Raw genomic sequence first — 17,181 nt, forward strand, 5'->3', positions numbered from 1 at the left:
CGGACGGGCCGACCGCGGACGGCGGTCCGGGGCAGCGGCGGCGGGGCGGCGCGGCGGAAGCGCGGGGCCGGGCCCTGCTGGAACGGCTGCTGGCGCGACTGGAGCAGACGCCGGGGCCGACCGCCGAGGCGGCGCTGGACGCCGTGGCGGTGCTCACCGAGGTGTACGGGGAGGCGCTCGCCCGCATCCTGGACCGCACCGGGCCCGGACCGGCCGCCGCGCTCGCCGACGACGAGCTGGTCGGCCACCTGCTGGCCCTGCACGGCCTGCATCCGGCGTCCGTCGAGCAGCGGGTGCGGGGAGCGCTGGAGCGGGTGCGCCCCTACCTGCGGTCGCACGGCGGGGACGTCGAGCTGAGCGGTGTCGACGGCGGGGTGGCCCGGGTGCGCCTGACCGGCGGCTGCGGGTCGTGCGCGTCGTCGGCGCGGACGCTGGAGACGGCGGTCAGGGACGCCGTGCTGGCGGCGGTGCCGGAGGTGTCGGCGGTCGAGCAGGTCCCCTCCGGCCCGGACGGCCCGGCCGCGGACGGCTCCGCCGGCGGCGGGCGCGCCGGAGCGCCGGCGGCGTTCGTGCCCGTCGAGGCGCTGCTGCGCACCCGCCGCGCTCCCCGGGAGGGGGCGACGTGACGGCCGGTGCGCTCCAGCGGGCGATCAGGCGGCGGGCGGACGGCCTCGGCCGCGGCTCCGGCGAGCGCTGCGACCTGTGCGGCGCCGGCGTCCCCGACGCGCACGCCCACCTGCTCGACGAGCGGCAGGACCACCTGCTGTGCGCGTGCCGGGCATGCGGGCTGCTGTTCGAGCGGGAGGCGGCGGGCCGCGGCCACTACCTGCTGGTCCCGGACCGGCGGGTCCGGCTGAGCGGGGTGCCGGCGGCCGAGCTGGGCGTCCCGGTGGGGCTGGCGTTCTTCGTCCGCGGGACCGACGGCGCCGTCCGAGCGCACTACCCGAGCCCGGCGGGCGCCACCCGCTGCGAGGTGGACCCCGGCCGGTGGCGGCGGGTCGCCGAGGCGTGCGAGCCGCTGCGGTCGATGCGCCCCGCCGTGGAGGCCCTGCTGGTCAACACCGTGCGCGGCGCCGACGAGCAGTGGCTCGTCCCCATCGACGAGTGCTACCGGCTGGTGGCCGTCGTCCGCGGCTCCTGGAAGGGGCTGTCGGGCGGACGGGAGGTCTGGCCGGAGATCGACCGGTTCTTCGCCGGGCTCGCCGGGCGCGGCGGACCCCGCGGCGCGCACCGCCACCGCGCCGCGGCGACCTGAGAGGAGGCGACGACGATGGCAGCGATCCGAGTGGGCAAACCGGACGTCAAGCCCGACGCGCCCGCGCACACCAAGCGGGTGAACCAGGGCAACAAGAAGGGCGCCTACAGGAGGCAGACGGGGCACCATCTGGACGGCACCGCCGACGCGCGGCGCTCGACCGGGGTGAACCCCAAGCGGCACGAGCCGATCCTGCCGGTCATGCCGAACCTGCCGCCGGGCTGAGGCGGCGTGCGGGCGGCGAGGCGGGCGCGGGGGCGCCCGCGGACGAGGAGGGAGCAGGGCCATGCGGCGACGCTACGAACGACGGGACGCGCGGGAGGCGGGGCGGCCGTGGACGCGGCTGGCCGTCCTGGGCGGCATCGGGCTGCTCGCACTGCTGTGGAAGGAGTTCCCGGCGATGCGGCGCTACTACAAGATGGCGCGGATGTGAGCGGAGGGGCGGCGGATGTGTCTCGGCATCCCCGGTGAGATCGTGGAGATCCTGCCGGACCGGACCGACCTGGCCCGGGTCGAGGTGGCGGGCGTCCGCCGCGCCATCAGCATCGGGCTGCTGGGCGAGGACGAGGTGCGCCCCGGCGACTGGGTGCTCGTGCACGTCGGCTTCGCCATGTCCAAGATCGACGAGGCGGAGGCGGCGGCGACGCTGGCCCTGCTCGACGGACTCGGCCAGGCCTACACCGACGAGGTGGCGGCGCTCACCGAATCAGACATCACCTAGACGTCCGACATCACCTGACATCCGACATCACCTGGACGCCGGACACCACCTGGACGTCCGACATCACCTGAGACGAGGCGGCTGACGACATGCGGTTCGTCGACGAGTACCGCGACGCGGGCAGGGCGCGGGCGGTGGCCGCGCGGATCGCCGCGCTGTGCGAGCCGGGACGGCGCTACAAGTTCATGGAGGTGTGCGGCGGCCACACGCACACCATCTACCGGCACGGCCTGGAGGACCACCTTCCGGAGAACGTGACGCTGGTGCACGGCCCGGGATGCCCGGTCTGCGTGATCCCCATGGGCCGGGTGGACGACGCCATCGCCATCGCCCGCCACCCCGATGTGATCATGACGTCGTTCGGCGACATGATGCGGGTGCCGGGCGGGCGCGGCTCGTTCCTGGACGCCAAGGCCGAGGGCGCCGACATCCGGATGGTGTACTCGCCGCTGGACGCGCTGGCGCTGGCCCGGCGCAATCCCGACCGGCGCGTGGTGTTCCTGGCGGTCGGGTTCGAGACCACGGCGCCGTCCACGGCGATGACCGTGCTGCGCGCGGCCCGCGAGGGCGTGGCCAACTTCTCGGTCTTCTGCAACCACGTGACGATCATCCCGGCGATCAAGGCGATCCTGGACTCGCCGGACCTGCGGCTGGACGGCTTCATCGGCCCCGGGCACGTGTCCACGGTGATCGGCTGCCGCCCGTACGAGTTCATCGCCCGCGAGCACGGCAAGCCGCTGGTGTGCGCGGGCTTCGAGCCGCTGGACGTGCTGCAGTCGGTCGCCATGCTGCTGGAGCAGCTCGCCGAGGGGCGGGCCGAGGTGGAGAACCAGTACGGCCGGGTCGTCCCGTGGGACGGCAACCCCCGCGCGCTGCGCGCGATCGCCGAGGTGATGGAGCCGCGGCCGCACTTCGAGTGGCGCGGCCTGGGGTTCATCTCCCACTCGGCGCTGCGCCTGCGGGACGCCTACGCCGCCCACGACGCCGAGCGGATCTTCCGGGTGCCGGGGGTGCGGGTGGCCGATCCGAAGGCGTGCCAGTGCGGCGAGGTGCTCAAGGGCGTGCTCAAACCGTGGGAGTGCAAGGTGTTCGGCACCGCGTGCACGCCCGAGACGCCGATCGGCACGTGCATGGTGTCGTCGGAGGGGGCCTGCGCCGCTTACTACAACTTCGGGCGGTTCACGCGGCGCCGCGCGCAGGAGGTGTCGCCGGCATGAGCGTGGGCGAGCCGGGCACGGCGCACCCGTCGCGGGAGCAGCAGGTGCTCGAACGCATCGAGCGCGTACGGCGGCACCGCCCCCGGGTGCGGGAGAAGAACATCACGCTGGCGCACGGCGCGGGCGGCAAGGCGACGCAGACGCTGGTCGAGGCGCTGTTCGTGGAGCACTTCCGCAACCCGGCGCTGGAGCCGCTGGGCGACGGCGCCGTGCTGGCCGTCGGCTCCGGCCGGCTCGCCTTCACCACCGACTCGTTCGTGGTGTCGCCGCTGTTCTTCCCCGGCGGCGACATCGGCGACCTGGCGGTGAACGGGACCGTCAACGACCTGGCGATGTGCGGGGCGCGGCCGCTGTACCTGTCGGCGGGCTTCATCCTGGAGGAGGGGTTCCCCGTCGACGACCTGCGGCGGATCGCCGCGTCCATGGCCGCGGCGGCCGAACGCGCGGGCGTCGCCGTCGTCACCGGCGACACCAAGGTGGTGGAGCGCGGCAAGGCGGACGGCTGCTATGTGACCACCGCGGGCGTCGGCGTGCTGGAGCGGGACGCGGCGCTGGGGCCGGCGCAGGTGCGGCCCGGCGACGCCGTGCTGGTGTCCGGGCCGATCGGCGAGCACGGTGTCACGATCATGGTCGCGCGGGGCGAGCTGGAGATCGAGGCCGAGCTGGCGTCCGACACCGCGCCGCTGCACGGCCCGGTCGCGGCGCTGCTGGACGCGGTGCCCGGCGGGGTGCGGATGCTGCGCGACGCCACCCGGGGCGGGGTCGCCACGGTCCTCAACGAGGTGGCGCGGGCGGCCGGCGCGGCGTTCGTGCTGCGGGAGCCGGCGCTGCCGGTGCGGCCGGTGGTGAACGGCGCGTGCGAGCTGCTGGGCATCGACCCGCTGTACGTGGCGTGCGAGGGCCGGTTCGTCGCGGTGGTCGACGGCGACCGCGCCGACGCCGCCCTGGAGGCGCTGCGTTCGCACCCCCTCGGCGCGGACGCGGCGGTGGTGGGGCGCGTCGAGGACGAGCCGGCCGGCCTGGTGCTGCTGGAGACGTCCATCGGCGGGACCCGGATCATCGACATGCTCGTCGGCGACCCGCTCCCGCGGATCTGCTAGCGGCCCCGCCGGTCAAAGGCCCAGAGGAGCCGCAGCGCAGGGGGCGCAGTTCATGGGGCGCGGTTCAGGGGCGCGCGGCGGTCGCGGGCGGCGGCCACGACGGCCTGGCCTAGGGAGATCCCGCCGTCGTTGGGCGGCACGCGGGAGTGGACGAGCACCGCGAACCCGGCCTCCTCCAGCCCGGACACCACCCGTTCGAGCAGCACCAGGTTCTGGAAGACCCCGCCGGACAGCGCGACCGTGCGAAGGCCGGTCCGCTGCCGCAGCACGTCGGCGGCGTCGGCGACGGCGCGCGCCAGGCCGTTGTGGAACCGGGCGGCGACGCGCCCGGCGTCCGCCCCGGCCGCCAGGTCGTCGACCGCGGCCCGCACCAGATCGTGCCCGGAGATCACCAGCCGCGGCCGCTCGGCCAGCCCGGCCCGGTAGGCGCCGTGCTCGCCGAGGTACACCCGCTGCTCCAGTTCGACGGCGGCCTGCCCCTCGTAGGTGACCGCGTCGCGCACGCCCGCGATGGCCGACACCGCGTCGAACAGCCGCCCGGCGCTGGTGGTGAGCGGGGCGTTGGTGCCCGTGCGCGCCATCGCGGCGACCGCCGCCCAGCGGTCGCGGTGCCGCCGGACGACGTCCAGGTCGGGCAGGTCGCCGCCGTAGAGGGCGTCCAGGTAGGCGGCGGCCATGCGCCACGGCTCGCGGACCGCCGCGGCCCCGCCGGGCATGGGCACGGCCGCCAGGTGCCCGGCCCGCTCGTACCCGGCCAGGTCGGCGACGAGCAGCTCGCCGCCCCACAGCACGCCGTCGTCGCCGTAGCCGAGCCCGTCGAACGCCACGCCGATCACCGGGCCGCACACCCCGTTGTCAGCCAGGCAGGACGCGATGTGCGCGTGGTGGTGCTGCACGCCGACCGGCTCCGCGTCGGCCTGCTCCAGCGCGTACTTGGTGGACAGGTACTCCGGGTGCAGGTCGTGCGCCACCACCTCCGGCCGGACGTCGAACACCCGGCGGAAATGCGCGATGCCCTCGACGTAGGAGCGCAGCGTCTCGTAGTTCTCCAGGTCGCCGATGTGGTGGGACAGGAACGCCCGGTCGCCCTTGGCCACGCAGAAGGTGTTCTTCAGTTCGGCGCCGCAGGCCAGCACGGGCCGCGGGAACCGGCCGCGCACGGTCACCGGCGACGGCGCGTACCCGCGGGAGCGGCGCACCGGGTAGGGCCGCCCGCGGAACACCCGCACCACCGAGTCGTCGGTGCGCACGTGGATCGGCCGGTCGTGCAGCAGGAACCCGTCGGCGATGCCCGCCAGCCCGGCCACGGCGTCGTCGTCGCGGTGGGCGATCGGCTCGTCGGACCGGTTGCCGCTGGTCAGCACGACGGGCCGGGCGACCCGCCGCAGCAGCAGATGGTGCAGCGGCGTGTACGGCAGCATGACCCCCAGCCAGCGGCTGCCGGGCGCCACCGCGGCGGCGACCCCAGCGCCGGCCCGGCGGGGCGCCAGCACGATCGGGGCGCGGGCGCCGGTCAGCAGCCGCTCGGCCTCGGGCTCCAGGTGGACGAGGGCGTGGGCGTCGGCCGCGGCCGTCGCCGCCACCGCGAACGGCTTGTCCTCGCGGTGCTTGCGGGCGCGCAGCGCCGCCACCGCCTCCTCGTGCCCGGCGAGCGCGGCCAGGTGGTATCCGCCGAGCCCCTTGACCGCCAGGACCCTGCCGCGCAGCAGCCAGCGCGCGGCGGTCCCGACGGGGTCCGCCACCGCCGCCGCCCGGCCGTCCGGCCCGAGGAGGCGCAGCGCGGGCCCGCACGCCGGGCAGCACACCGGCTGGGCGTGGAAGCGGCGGTCGCGCGGGTCGGCGTACTCGCGCGCGCAGTCGCCGCACATGGGGAACGCGGCCATGGTGGTGTTGCCCCGGTCGTACGGCACGTCCGTGACGATCGTGAACCGCGGCCCGCAGTCGGTGCAGTTGGTGAACGCGTAGCGGTGCCGCCGCGCGGACGGGTCGAAGACCTCGCGGACGCAGGCGGCGCACGTCGCCGCGTCGGGCGGCACGAGCGCCTGCCGGGCGGCGCCGCCGACGCTGGCGACGATGCGGAACCCGCGTTCCCCGCGCGGCTCGCGCGGCTCGGTGACGACCCGTTCGACCCGCGCCAGGGGCGGGGCCCGCCGCTCCAGGTCGGCCACGAACCGCTCCAGCGCCGAAGGGGCCCCTTCCGCCTCGGCGAACACGCCGGCCGAGTCGTTGCCGACGAAGCCGGCGATGCCGTGCTCGTCCGCGAGTTCGTGCACGAACGGCCGGAACCCGACCCCCTGGACGATCCCCTCGACGCGGATGCGGATCCGCGTGCGCGGCACCGGGTCGGCGGCCGAGGTCACAGGTCCCCCTCCAGCGCCCGCCGGGTCAGCTCCCACAGCACGTGGTAGAGGGTGGTCTGGGCCTCCTGGATGCGGTGCACCGACGACGACGGCACGACGAACAGGTGCCGGACGGTCCCGGCCTCGGCCATCGCGCCCCCGTCGTATCCGGCGAGGCCGACCGTGACCATGCCGCGTCCGGCGGCCTCCTCGAAGGCGCGCAGCAGGTTGCGCGAGCCGCCGCTGGTGGACAGGCCCAGGGCGATGTCGCCGCGGCGGCCCAGGGCGGCGAGCCGGCGCGCGAAGACGACCTCGAACCCGACGTCGTTGGACAGCGCGGTCAGCGTGGCCACGTCGTGCGGCAGCGAGATGGCCGGCAGCGGCCGCGCGGGCGGCGGCGGGCAGGCGAACAGCCGCGCCACCGCCAGCGCGTCGGTGCTGCTGCCGCCGTTGCCGAACGTCAGCAGCCTGCCGCCGGCCCGGAACGCCTCCGCCAGCCGGCGGGCGCAGTCCAGCAGCGCCTCGCCGTGCCGTCCGGCCAGCAGGGCGCGCAGTTCGGCGATCTCGGCGGTCTTCTCGGCGGCCGAGCGGGCCGCGTCCGCCAGCAGGGCGCCGGCGCCGGCGCCGCCCGAGTACAGGAAGGGGTAGAGCGTCCGCATCCCGGTGTCGTCCGGCACGGTCATGGCGCGTCCTCCACGACGGCGATGGCCTCCTTGGCGTGGACGAGCACGACGTCTCCCGGCCCGGCGTCCACCAGCGCCACGCTGATCTCCTCCGGGCCGGCGTCGGTGTCGGCGACGGCGAGCCCGTCGCCCAGCAGCTCGCGGATCCTGACGGGGACGGCGCGGTCGGAGCAGGTCACGCAGACCTCGTCGCGGCAGCGCGGCCCGTCGGCGTCAGTGCCCATCGCCGTGTCCACCGCCTTGCCCATCACCGTGTCCGTCGCCGTGTCCATCGCTCCGCTCCGCCGTCGCGGGGTGCTCCAGGAACACGTGCACCAGCTCCCAGAGCAGGTGGTACAGCGTCACGTGCATCTCCTTCACCACGCACGGGTCGTCGCAGGGGGTGGTCAGCGGGTGGTCGGCTTCCGCGGCGACGTCTCCCCCGCCGGCGCCGGCCAGCGCGACCGTCAGCATGCCGAGGCCGCGGGCGGCCGCCAGCCCGCGGCGGACCTCGGGGCACCGGCCGTCGGCCGACAGGCCGAGCGCGATGTCGTGCGGGGCGCCCAGCAGCCGCACCTGCGCGGCGAACACCTCCTCCGGCCCCTCGGCCGCCGCGATCCCGGTCAGTGCCGCGGCGTCGTCGGTCAGCGACACCGCGGGCAGCGCCCGCTTGCCCACGATGACCGGGTGGACGAACTCCACGGCGATGTGCTGGGCGTCGGCCGCCGCGCCGTCGCTGCCGAACACGATCAGCCTGCCGCCGCCGCGGAAGCGCTCCGCCATGTCCCGGCAGGCGCGCGCGACGCCGTCGGCCTGCCCGTCCAGCGCCCGGCCGGGCCCGGGGCGGCGCTCGAACGAGGCCCGGACCGCGGGCGCCGCCGGCCGTCCCTCGGCCATCCGCATGCTCCCCTCCCTGCTCACGAGACCGTGTACGACCCGTACCGCCCGTTCGGCGACCCGGGCGGCGCCTGGCCGGCCGTGCTCCACCGCAGCAGGCAGGAGTCGAGCACCTCGCGCAGCCGCGCCAGGCGGGTCATCCACGCCTCCAGGTCGGCGTGCCCCTGCCGGGTCAGCTCGTAGCGGCGGCGGGCGGGCCCGGCGTCGGAGGTGACCCAGGTGGACGTGACCAGGCGCTCGCGCTCCAGGTTGCGCAGCACCCGGTAGGCGTGGCCGGGCTCCACCCCGGATACGCCCAGGCAGCCGAGCCGGTCGATGAGCTCGTAGCCGTGCCCCGGCTGCTCGCAGATCAGCAGCAGCAGGAAGGGGTGGAGCAGGCCACGCGCCTCGCCGCCGTCCACCACTGCTCTCCTCCCCCGCCACCTCGCCGGCTTCGGGTCGCTGACCGTCTACCCTGCGCACCCGGCCGTTATCTCAGCGTCATCTCTTTTTTCGGTGCGGGCGGCGGGGCGCCGCATACGCCGATTCCGGCAAAGAGTGGTTCGGCGTCTCGCAAAAACACCCACCGGCCCCTGGTGCCGGATCACCTGCCGCGCGATATTGGATACAGGCCTGTGAGACGAGCGAGGGAGCTGGACCGAAGGTTCTCCGAAGGAGAGATCCAGCGGAAGAACCGACGGAAAGGCTGAGAGGCTGGGACCGCGGAAGCGGTTGCGGCGACCCCTTGAACCTGAACCGGACAATGCCGGCGCAGGGAGAGCGCCTCACAGGTCTTTTGCCGCGCGTCTTTTCTGTTTTTTCAGCGCGGGGCGGCGGCGGACGCCGCGAGGGCGCTCTCCTTGTCGGCGGCGGTGGGGCCGTAGGACCGCAGCACCACGGGCGCTTCCAGGATCTCCTCGACGGCCGCCACGGGGTCGGCCAGGGGCGTGTAGACGGGACGGGCGGTCATCAGCCGCCGGGTGAGCGCCGCCTGGCGGTCGAGGTCGCCCGCCGGGCCCGCGGGCAGCCGGTCCACGCGCCGCCCCCCGATGTCGTACGCGCGGCAGCACAGCAGGTCGGAGCGGGCGCGGGCGACGTCCAGGTGGGTGACGGCGACCGCGTCGACCCCGCCGGTCACGTCGCGGGCGTACCGGAGGGCGACCGCGTCCAGGTGCCCGACGCGGAACGCGCCCTGCCAGCGGCCCGTGCCGTTGTGCGGGTCGGGCAGTTCGGCCGTCAGCGCGGGGTCCTCGGTGACGAACGGGCCGGGGCCGTGCCGCGTCGCGTAGGCCCGCAGCACGCCCAGGCGGACGGCGTCCTGGCCGCCGGCCTCGGCGAGCAGCGTCTCGGCGTTGGCGAACGTCGTCGTCGACCAGGTGGTGTAGGGGTGGAAGCCGTGCCACTCGTCCAGCAGCACCCCCTGGGCGCCCTCGAACACGACGTTCCCGGTGCGCAGCAGCCGGTGCAGGTGCTCGCCCCCGACGAGGCGGACGCGTTCACCGAACGCGGCGAACGCGTCCGCGCAGTCCGCGACGTCGGGCACCGGCTCACCGCCGGGGAACTGGTCGCGGTACCAGTCGCGCACCGCGGCCAGGCGCCGGCGCAGCCGCGCGGGCGACAGGCAGTCCCCCGCGCGGGGTGCGTCGGCGTGGGACAGGGCGTACGCGGCGGTCTCGCCGATGCCCATGCCGCAGGAGCCGTGCCGGGCCGCGCCCCGGGCGGTCTCCCGCGCCCGGTTGGCGGCCCGGTGGTAGGGCGTGGTCAGCAGCGCGTCGCGGTCGACGGTCAGCCGGTCGAGCGCGTCGGGGACCCCCAGCGCCCGCAGCCGCGCCGCCTCGGCGGCCAGCGCCAGGGGGTCCACGAGCATGAAGCGCGACAGGTGCGTCCGCACCCCCGGCGTGAAGGTCCCCGAGCCGAACTGGGCGAAGGTGTGGTGCCGCCCGTCCGGGGCGACGACGTTGTGCGCCGCCTGCGCGCCCCCGTTGAACCGCACCACCGCGTGGACCGGCTCCGGCCCCCGTGCGCAGAGCCAGTCCACGACGGTGCCCTTGCCCGCGTCGCCGAACCCGAGGTCGGCCACGATCACGTGCCGCATCGCCTGCCGCCCTCCGGTGTCACAGGCGGGTGTGGCGGGCCGGGCCGGTGCCCAGATCGGCGGGCGCGGACGATACCGCGGCCGGGGCCCGGGAGGCGTCGAGGCGGGCCAGGGCGCGCGACACCGAGGGGCCGGCGGTCGAGCCGAACTCCTCCAGGTGGTCCAGGCCCTGCCGCAGGTCGATGGCGTCCTCGCCGAGCCCGATGGTCAGCGCGATCGTCTCGCAGACGGCGGCCGGGTCGTCCAGGTACAGCACGTTCTGGCCGAGCAGGTCCTGCCAGAAGTCGCGCAGCCTGGGGTCGCCGGCGTGGTAGCCGCCCTCGGGGATGATGAAGAACACCTCGAACTTGCGCTGCAGCTCCCGGACGATGTCGGCGACGGGGACGTCCTCCTTCGGCGCCCGCCCGATCAGCCGGGCGACCTCGGCGCGCTTGACCGCCGGGTAGGCCAGCTCGTCGCCGATGATGAACAGGTAGCCGCGCTTGCCGCGCTTCTCCACGCAGTCCAGGGCGGTGTGCCGGGCCATGAAGTACATGGCCAGCTCGTAGGACTCGGTCATCTGGCCGCCGCCCCCGCCCTCCAGCAGGATCTTGCCGAGGTCGTCGTCCATGCGGTTGTCGGACTCGAACTGGCCGATCTGCAGCGGGGCCCGGTCGCAGGTGGCGTCGCCGATGGCGCCGAACATGATCTGCGGGTGCTCGACGTACCCCTTGCGCAGCAGCAGGCCGAGCAGGTCGGGCAGCCGCGTCTGCAGCGTGCGGGGCACCCTGCGCATCGAGCCGGTGACATCGAACAGCACCGCGATCGCCAGGGACTCGGGGTGCTCGTCGGAGTCGCGGCTCTCCCGGACGACGACCCCGGACGGGTCGAGGTCGGGGTGGACGGTGGTGGCGCCGCTGTCGCTGTAGGCGAAGGCGCTGGCGCCCGTGGCCTTGCGGTATTCGGCTGCGGCGGCGTAGACGTCGGTGGACCAGCGTCCGCTTCCCATGGGTACTCCCTCTCGTTCGGGCTCTCGGTGCGCGGGGACTGTCAACGGGCGGGGGGCATCGCGAACGGGCGGAACCTGCGCGGGCCGTACAGGCGCTCCAGCAGCTCGTCCAGTTCGGCCAGCAGCCGCCAGGCGTCGCCGGGGCGGCGGTTCTGGGCGGGCAGCCGGCAGCCCCGGGCGAACAGCCGCATCGCCTTGGGCGCGCGGTCGCCCATCAGGTGGGTCATGCACCCGGTCGCCATGTGGATGTCGGTGGCGGGGCCGGCCGCCCGGCGCGCCGGGACCTCCGGCGGGTACCAGTCGGCGTAGCGGTCCACCATCGCGGGCACGCGGCCGCCGGCGGCGTGCCCGGCGGTCACCGAGTAGCACCAGTCGACGAGGACCAGGCCGTGCTGCTCGGGGTGGATGAGCACGTGCTCGGGGAGCACCGCGCCGTGCAGCACGCCCGCGCGGTGCGCGAACCCCAGCGCGACCAGCAGCCGCCGCCACATCCAGGCGGCGTCGCGCGGGTCCACCCCGCCGGGGTGGGCCGCCCGCACCTCGGCCAGGCTGTGGAAGCCGGCGAGCCGGCCGATCACGTTGACGCGGCGGCGCGCCCCGGTGGCCGCGTCCTGGTGCCGGAACGTCGCGACCAGCGTCGGCGCGTACGGGCGGAACCGGCGGTCCCCCTCCTCGCGCAGCGTGCGCAGCGCCACCGCCTCGCGTTCGATCAGGTCGCTGTCGCCCGGGTCCCGCGGCATCTTGACGAGCACCTCGCCGTCCCGCAGGCCGGCCGTCTCGTCGTGGGCGCGGTAGAGGTCGGCCAGGTCGCCGCGCGCCGCGCGGCCGAGCAGCCGGTAGGCGTGCCGCGGCGTGGTGATCGTGTGCGGGTCGGCCCCGCGGTAGCCGCGCCAGAGCGCGTTGAGCCGGGCGAACGCGTCCTCGGTGCGGCCGCCTGCGGCGTCCGGGTGCAGCACGCGGGCCAGGCGCCGGTAGACGCGGGGCGCTTCGGCGGGGTCGTCGCCGAACAGTTCGGCGGGGGTGCGGGCGCGGTCGAGCAGCGCCAGCGCCTCGTCGAGGTCGAGCGTCGTCATCGGATCTCCTCCTCCCGGCTGGGCCGCAGCAGCGCCGGATGCAGCAGGCGCGCGTCGCCCGCCCGGTAGAGCCGGGGGCGCGGGCCGCCGCGCCGCCCGCCCCTGTCGGCGGTGCCGCCGGTGCTCTCCACGAAGCCGGGGACCGACAGGACCTTGCGGTGGAAGTTGCCCGCGTGCAGCTCCTCGCCCCACACCGCCTCGTACACCGCGCGCAGCTCGGGGATGGTGAACTCGGCGGCGCAGAACGCGGTGGCCAGGGGCGTGTACTCCAGCTTGGACCGGGCCCGCTCCAGCCCGTCGGACACGATCCGCGCGTGGTCGAAGGCGAGCCTGCGGGTGGTGCCCGGACGCTGGTCCCCCGCCTCGGTCAGGCCGAGCGCGTCCACCGGCGTCCACGCCGCGTCGGCCGCGTCGCCGCCCGCCTCGGGGTCGGGCAGCTCGGGCGCGAACGCCAGGTAGGCGACCGAGACGACGCGCATGCGCGGGTCGCGGCCGGGGGCGCCGTAGGTGCCGAGCTGCTCCAGGTGGACGCGCTCGAGCGGGCCGTCCGCGGCGGACACGCCGGTCTCCTCGGCCAGCTCCCGCACCGCCGCCTCGGGCAGGTCCTCGGCGTCGCGGACGCCGCGCAAGAACCCGCCGGGCAGCGCCCACATCCCCGCGAAGGGGGGCTCGCCGCGCCGCACCAGCAGCACGTGCAGGGCGCCGTCGCGGATGGTGAGCGCGACCACGTCGACCGTCACCGCGACCGGGTCGAAGGCCCGCGGGTCGTAGCTCTCCAGGAACGCCCGCTCGTCCTGCTCGTCCGGCCCGGCCATCGCACCGCCCTCCAGTCATTCTCAAACTGAGTCCATCTCAAGTCGAGAACAACATAGCGGACATTCCGCCGCACGTCCACTCCGGAATCGGCGCGGACGGGTTCAGCCGGTCAGCTCCCGCAGCAGCAGGCGGCGCGCCTCGGCCGCGCCGGCCTCGAGGGTCCCGGCGGCACACGACGCCGGCAGCGCCGGCCTCCCCGCCACGGCGTCCTCCTCAGCCCCACCGGGCCGTGCGCATCACATCGGCGGCGCCCAGCACGCCGAGCAGATGCTCCACCTCCCCGGCCACGGCGTCGCGGGCGGAGGCGACGTAGCGCCGCGGATCGACCGCCTCCGGCTCGGCCGCCAGGCGCTCGCGGACCGCCCGCGTGTAGACCTGGTTGAGCCGGGTGGCGACGTTGACCTTGGTGATGCCCGCCGCGACCGCCTGCGCCAGCCCCTCGTCGGGCACGCCCGAGGAGCCGTGCAGCACCAGCGGCACGGGCACGGCGGCGCGCAGCGCGGCGATCCGGCCGAGGTCGAGCACCGCGGTCCGGGTGGGCACCGCATGCGACGTGCCGACCGCGACCGCCAGCGCGTCCACGCCGGTGGCGGCGACGTACGCGGCGGCCTCGCCGGGGTCGGTGCGCGCCGCGGGGTCGTGCACGCCGTCCGTGCCGCCGATCTCGCCGAGCCCGGCCTCCACCCACACGCCGCGCGCGTGGCAGCGGGCGGCGATCTCGGCGGTGGCCGCGACGTTGCGGTCGTGCTCCAGCGCCGACGCGTCGTACATCACCGAGCCGAACCCCAGGTCGACCGCCGTGTCCACCAGGCCGGGGCCGGTGGCGTGGTCCAGGTGGACGGCCGCCGGCACGCGGGCGGCCGCGGCGACCTCCAGGACGGCCGCGCCGACGGGCCGCAGCGCGCCGTGGTAGCGGGCCGTGTTCTCGCTGATCTGCAGGATGACCGGGGCGTCGGCGCGTTCGGCGCCCGCCACGGCGGCCTGCGCGTGCTCGATCTGCACGACGTCGAACGCCGCCGCCCCGCGACCGGCGCGCCGGGCCCGCCCGACGATCTCCCCCGCTCCGACGAGCGTCACGGCCGTCCCCCCTTCGGCTCGGCCCGCACCGCGCCGCACGCCGGGCGGCGCCGGGCGCCGGCCGAGGCCCAGGCCGACGGGCCCGCGCCGGCGCAGCCCGCCTCGTCCCCCAGGCGGGCGGCGACGACCGCGGGCGGCGGCGCGGGCTCGGCGGCCCCGGCGCCCTCGCGCAGCGCCGCGTACGACTGCGCCATGAACCACGACGTGCCGCACCCGGCGACGGCGACGCGCTCGCCGGGCCGCAGCAGCCACGCGCGGGCCGGGCCGTCCGCCCGCCGGGCGAGCTCGATGGCGCGCCGCCAACTGTCGGGCCGGCCGGCTGTCTCGGCCTCGGTGCGGCTCACGGCCCCGCTCATGCGTCGCCCCTCCCCCCGCACGGACGACTACTGTGCGTACATGCGTGATACTGCGCATGAAGTCGCGGAAATGTCCAGCGGCCCCCTTGTCACAGTGCACCTGCCCCGCCCGCCGGGTGCCAGGGACGGGGCGTGGATCGTCAAGAGTCCGTGAAGTGCAAGGGCCGCGCAAAGAGCAACCACGCTGCCACCGGGGCACGCCGGTCTTGGACGGACGACCCGACGAGAGGTCGGGCATCACGTGAAAAGTCGGCGCAGTGCTCACCGGAGGGCGGGGCGGCCCCGGCTCCTCGGCCCGGACGCCGCTGTTCGCCACCTGTTCGCCGCATCGCTCATGGCGAGCGCGCCCGTGGTGGTCCTGTTCGCGGCGATCGAACGGTGCCTGGTCGGCGGGGCCGGCCCTGGGCGGCGTCAAGTGCCGCCCAGGGCCGGGCGCCCGAGGACGAGCCGCCCGGATGACCGGCGGGGCGTCAGCGGCCGTGCCAGGCGTCGGCGAACATCTCGTGCAGCGGTTTGGGCGGCATGAGCCGCGTGACGGGCGCGACGACCTCCTTGCGGTCGTTCACCGCGGCCAGGTGCAGGTCGAGCTTGTAGGTCTCCAGCGGCAGGTGCGGGGCCTTCAGCACGGTCCAGCCGCCGGGGATGAACACGCTGCGTCCGGCGCGCGGGCGCTTTTCCTGCACGACCGCCCCGCGTTCCACCAGCTCCGCCTGGGCGGCCTTGTGCCGGGCCGCCGTCCAGCCGTTCCAGGTGCGCACGTTGCGGTCGGTCGGCCGGGGCAGCGTGAGCAGCTGCAGGTACAGGGCGGCCGCGTCCCGGCTGGCCCGCAGCGCCTCGGCCGCCTCGTCCACCAGGTCGGGGACGCTCAGCAGCGGGTTGGCCTCGTAGCCGCCGGGCGGCACCGGGGTGTCGGCGGCGCGGGCCACCATGCGGGCCAAACCGTCGTCGTACATCACCTTGTACTGCCGGACCTGCCGCAGCAGGTCGGGCAGGTCGCGGTCGGCGCACAGCCGGGTGATGCGCTCCATCGCGGCCGGGTCGGCGAACCCGGCGGGCCGCAGGAGCGGCCATTGCACGCCGGTGTGGCCGTCGATGATGAGCAGGCCGTCGTCGTAGGCCAGCGGCTCGCGCGCACGGTCGTTCTTGGCGTCCTCGGCGGGCCGGACCGCGATGGTGCGGGGGCCGAACAGCTCCCGCTTCTCCTCCCGGCTCGCCCCCACGTACACCAGGTCGAGCGTCAGGAACAGGTCGGGGTTGTCGAGCCGGGCGCGCAGCCGGTCGTGCAGTTCGGGCACCCCGGCCAGCGCGGGGTCGCCGACCGGGCGCTGGGTCAGCGCCCAGATCAGCACGGTGGCCAGCGTCGTGTACGGCCGGCCCTGCCTGCGGGTGCGGTAGGTGATCCGGCCGTCCTCGTCCGGTTCGTGCGCCTCGATGCGGCCGTGGCCGGACGCCGCCAGGACGTACCGGGGGTCGGCGGCCGCCACCTCCGAGCCCGCGGGGTCGGCGAGGACGGCGGCCCACTGGTCGCCCAGCCCCAGGTCCTTCTCCAGTTGCGCGGCCGTGGCCTCGTCGACGCTCTGCCGGACGCCCAGCAGCCGGATCCACTCGGCGGCCATGCGCTCGGCGGCGGCGACAAGGCCGCCGTCGGCCCACAGGTCGGCGGGGTCGTCGGGCACCGCGGCGGCCAGCACCCGCAGCCGCCCGGCCACGCCGAGCTCGCGGGACAGCTCCTCGGCCTCCTCGACGCCCTGCTTGGTGGCCTGGTAGGGCTTGGCGCGCAGCATCTTCTCGTGCTCCTCGGCGCGCGACAGCAGGTCGCTGCCGAGGTCGGCCTTCCTCGGCAGTCCCGCCAGCGCCAGCGCGGCCATGGAGCGCCGCACGCCGGTGCGGCGGCGGAACGCCTCGACCGCCGCCTCGTCGAGCGGCAGCGGGCCGCGTTCGTCCAGCAGGTCCAGCACGCGCCGCAGCCGGGACGCGTCGTCGCGGGCGACGGCGCCGGTCTCGACGACCTCGGCGCCGGCTGGCGGCGGCGCGGCGGCTGGCTGGACGAAGCGGTAGGAGCGGTCCGGGTCGAGGGCGTCGGCGGCCGATCCGGGCACGACGGCCCGCCCGGACTCGCACAGCGGCCGCAGCCGCGCGCCGGCGGCCCGGCCGATCCGCCACCGGCCGGGCCGGGCGAACGGCTGCTCGGCCCAGGTGCGCAGCAGCCCGGCGAGGGCGGCGCGATCCTGGTCGTGGGTCGGCGCGGCCAGCAGCCGCCAGGCGTCGCCGGCGATGCGGCCGAGCAGCACCGTCCAGTCCTCGGCGGGCGCGGGCCGGCTCAGCCAGCGCACCTGTTCGTCGGCCCGGCCGGCCAGGTAGGCGCCGTCGGCGGCGACGGCGGTGACCAAGGCGGGCTGCCGGGTCGGATCGTGCGGCACATTGCCGAGGATCAGGCCGCGCAACGCGGGCAGCAGGTGCGCGTCGGGGGTCTCGGCGGGCGGCCGCACCAGCGCACCGGAGCGGACCACCGCCACCCGCCGCGACAGCTCCTCGCGGCGCGCCAGCACCCGCGCGGCCCACTGCGCCACCGCGGCCACGCCGCCGGCGACGCGGGGGTCGGCGAC

Annotated in this window: 18 protein-coding genes and 1 pseudogene; 7 read left to right on the top strand and 12 right to left on the bottom strand. The window is 76.1% G+C overall.

Annotation, left to right across the window (positions count from 1 at the left end; translation table 11 throughout):
- The 7 genes from ABD879_RS28030 to hypE form a co-directional block, all read left to right on the top strand.
- Window positions 1-626, top strand: a 626-nt coding sequence (locus tag ABD879_RS28030) for a NifU family protein (protein ID WP_345024657.1), incomplete at its 5' end; no start/stop codon positions are given.
- Window positions 623-1,255, top strand: coding sequence for a DUF5947 family protein (locus ABD879_RS28035; RefSeq protein WP_345024658.1), 633 nt, complete (start codon window positions 623-625; stop codon window positions 1,253-1,255). The genes ABD879_RS28030 and ABD879_RS28035, both read left to right, overlap by 4 nt.
- 15 nt (window positions 1,256-1,270) lie before the next feature.
- Entirely contained in the window at window positions 1,271-1,480 is a 210-nt protein-coding gene (locus ABD879_RS28040) for a hypothetical protein (RefSeq protein WP_345024659.1), read from the top strand.
- 61 nt (window positions 1,481-1,541) lie between these two features.
- Complete coding sequence (locus ABD879_RS28045; RefSeq protein ID WP_345024660.1) at window positions 1,542-1,688, top strand: hypothetical protein; 147 nt, start codon at window positions 1,542-1,544, stop codon at window positions 1,686-1,688.
- Between the two features lie 15 nt (window positions 1,689-1,703).
- A complete protein-coding gene (locus ABD879_RS28050; RefSeq protein WP_345024661.1) occupies window positions 1,704-1,976 on the top strand; it encodes a HypC/HybG/HupF family hydrogenase formation chaperone in 273 nt (90 codons plus the stop codon).
- A gap of 89 nt (window positions 1,977-2,065) precedes the next feature.
- The gene (hypD, locus tag ABD879_RS28055; RefSeq protein ID WP_345024662.1) at window positions 2,066-3,193 is read left to right on the top strand and encodes a hydrogenase formation protein HypD; all 1,128 of its coding nucleotides are present in this window, start codon (window positions 2,066-2,068) and stop codon (window positions 3,191-3,193) included.
- Entirely contained in the window at window positions 3,190-4,293 is a 1,104-nt protein-coding gene (hypE, locus tag ABD879_RS28060; RefSeq protein WP_345024663.1) for a hydrogenase expression/formation protein HypE, read from the top strand. Before hypD ends, hypE begins: the two co-directional genes overlap by 4 nt.
- 50 nt (window positions 4,294-4,343) lie before the next feature.
- On the opposite strand, the gene hypF is transcribed toward hypE, so the two are convergent.
- The 12 genes and pseudogenes from hypF to ABD879_RS28120 form a co-directional block, all read right to left on the bottom strand.
- Complete coding sequence (gene hypF / locus ABD879_RS28065) at window positions 4,344-6,653, bottom strand: carbamoyltransferase HypF (RefSeq protein ID WP_345024664.1); 2,310 nt, start codon at window positions 6,651-6,653, stop codon at window positions 4,344-4,346.
- Window positions 6,650-7,315 carry a D-sedoheptulose-7-phosphate isomerase gene (locus ABD879_RS28070; RefSeq protein ID WP_345024665.1) on the bottom strand — a complete coding sequence of 222 codons (666 nt, stop codon included), beginning with the start codon at window positions 7,313-7,315 and terminating at the stop codon, window positions 6,650-6,652. The genes hypF and ABD879_RS28070 overlap by 4 nt, the downstream gene beginning before the upstream one ends.
- Complete coding sequence (locus tag ABD879_RS28075; RefSeq protein ID WP_345024666.1) at window positions 7,312-7,539, bottom strand: HypC/HybG/HupF family hydrogenase formation chaperone; 228 nt, start codon at window positions 7,537-7,539, stop codon at window positions 7,312-7,314. Before ABD879_RS28075 ends, ABD879_RS28070 begins: the two co-directional genes overlap by 4 nt.
- Window positions 7,529-8,197 carry a D-sedoheptulose-7-phosphate isomerase gene (locus tag ABD879_RS28080; RefSeq protein ID WP_345024667.1) on the bottom strand — a complete coding sequence of 223 codons (669 nt, stop codon included), beginning with the start codon at window positions 8,195-8,197 and terminating at the stop codon, window positions 7,529-7,531. The genes ABD879_RS28075 and ABD879_RS28080 overlap by 11 nt, the downstream gene beginning before the upstream one ends.
- A gap of 14 nt (window positions 8,198-8,211) precedes the next feature.
- Window positions 8,212-8,592, bottom strand: a complete 381-nt coding sequence (locus ABD879_RS28085) for a helix-turn-helix transcriptional regulator (protein ID WP_345024668.1) — start codon at window positions 8,590-8,592, stop codon at window positions 8,212-8,214.
- 398 nt (window positions 8,593-8,990) lie between these two features.
- Complete coding sequence (locus tag ABD879_RS28090; RefSeq protein ID WP_345024670.1) at window positions 8,991-10,265, bottom strand: adenylosuccinate synthetase; 1,275 nt, start codon at window positions 10,263-10,265, stop codon at window positions 8,991-8,993.
- A 19-nt stretch (window positions 10,266-10,284) separates the two neighbouring features.
- Complete coding sequence (locus tag ABD879_RS28095; RefSeq protein ID WP_345024671.1) at window positions 10,285-11,253, bottom strand: hypothetical protein; 969 nt, start codon at window positions 11,251-11,253, stop codon at window positions 10,285-10,287.
- 41 nt (window positions 11,254-11,294) lie between these two features.
- A complete protein-coding gene (locus tag ABD879_RS28100; protein WP_345024672.1) occupies window positions 11,295-12,326 on the bottom strand; it encodes a molecular chaperone DnaJ in 1,032 nt (343 codons plus the stop codon).
- A complete protein-coding gene (locus ABD879_RS28105) occupies window positions 12,323-13,141 on the bottom strand; it encodes an NUDIX hydrolase (RefSeq protein WP_345024673.1) in 819 nt (272 codons plus the stop codon). The genes ABD879_RS28100 and ABD879_RS28105 overlap by 4 nt, the downstream gene beginning before the upstream one ends.
- A 214-nt stretch (window positions 13,142-13,355) precedes the next feature.
- Window positions 13,356-14,219 carry a class II fructose-bisphosphate aldolase gene (locus ABD879_RS28110; RefSeq protein ID WP_345024675.1) on the bottom strand — a complete coding sequence of 288 codons (864 nt, stop codon included), beginning with the start codon at window positions 14,217-14,219 and terminating at the stop codon, window positions 13,356-13,358.
- On the bottom strand, window positions 14,216-14,575 hold the full coding sequence (locus tag ABD879_RS28115; protein WP_345024676.1) for a hypothetical protein: 360 nt from the start codon (window positions 14,573-14,575) through the stop codon (window positions 14,216-14,218). Before ABD879_RS28115 ends, ABD879_RS28110 begins: the two co-directional genes overlap by 4 nt.
- A gap of 470 nt (window positions 14,576-15,045) precedes the next feature.
- Window positions 15,046-17,181, bottom strand: a pseudogene (locus ABD879_RS28120) (hypothetical protein); the annotation flags it as partial.

It is taken from the genome of Actinomadura keratinilytica (assembly GCF_039539665.1).
GTDB lineage: Bacteria > Actinomycetota > Actinomycetes > Streptosporangiales > Streptosporangiaceae > Spirillospora > Spirillospora keratinilytica.